Consider the following 1,160-nt stretch of genomic DNA (forward strand, 5'->3'; position numbering starts at 1 on the left):
TACCTAGACTACCTATAAGGAATTGAAACCTTTTTTACTAATGCGCATTTGTATATAACCCCAAGTACCTAGACTACCTATAAGGAATTGAAACTAGAGTAATATATCTTAAAGAAGCCGGAATTTTCGTACCTAGACTACCTATAAGGAATTGAAACTGACCAATACAGCAAAGAACAGAAATATGACCATTGGTACCTAGACTACCTATAAGGAATTAAAATGTGTATAGGCAAAGAAGTCTTTTTCAAAAATTTTTTATTTTTGAGAATTATATCAAGAACATGATGCGAAGAATAAAATTATTTCACAATTAGAGGAAATTCTACAAATATATAGAATATAATAAAAAGATTGTCATAGATATATGATTGTATAAAATAATAAAATGACGAAGGATACCAAATTTAAATAATAAAAAGAATTTTTTAAAAGTAAGGGGGGTTTATAAATTTATTTTGATTTACATTACTCATATTTCAAAATTTCATTTTTTACACTACGTATATTTATGTTATTTGCATTAATAAATATTAATTAACCTCTTGTGCTAGTTAATTCGATTTTACTATAAGGAATATTATACCAATCAATAAGGATATAAAATCCCTGATAGATGATATTATACGGATTAATTATCCAAATACTAACTCTTTGATTCTTGAATGTAACTCACGGCCTACAAGTTTATTGATGTAATAGCACAAGTTATAAGCCAATAGTTTGGTTTTAAGCCTTGTTTGTAAGCCCCAAAAGGATTTTGCAAGAACTCTCTCAATATTGAGTTGGCAATCAAGCTGGGATGCTTATGTTTAAATCCTTCACCTTAATCTAAAGATGCTTTGCCTCAATTCTTTAGGGAATTGAACTTTGCTGCGACTTCTCTGAAGAGGTAAGATATCAATATCTTTTTCAACTTTTAGGGCTGCAGTAAAATCATCACCTATATAACCTTTATCACCAAACATAGTAATACTGCTATAGTTTCTGGTTAAATCCCAAGCAGCTGCTCTGTCATCAATATTAGCAGAAGTAATTATAGCATCTGTTATAAAACCATCTATGGTTGCAAGCATGTGTAGTTTATATCCAAGATATGTTTCCTTTTTGGATGCACATTTACCATAAGTAGCACCGAATCCTTTAAACGTCTTATGAAA

General features: G+C 29.7%; 1 pseudogene. It reads right to left on the reverse strand.

From position 1 onward, the window contains the following. Positions 1-635: 635 nt before the first annotated feature. A pseudogene (locus BUB48_RS07385) lies at positions 636-1,160 on the reverse strand (IS982 family transposase); the annotation flags it as partial.

The sequence above is a fragment of the Lutispora thermophila DSM 19022 genome (assembly GCF_900142105.1).
GTDB classification, from domain to species: domain Bacteria; phylum Bacillota; class Clostridia; order Lutisporales; family Lutisporaceae; genus Lutispora; species Lutispora thermophila.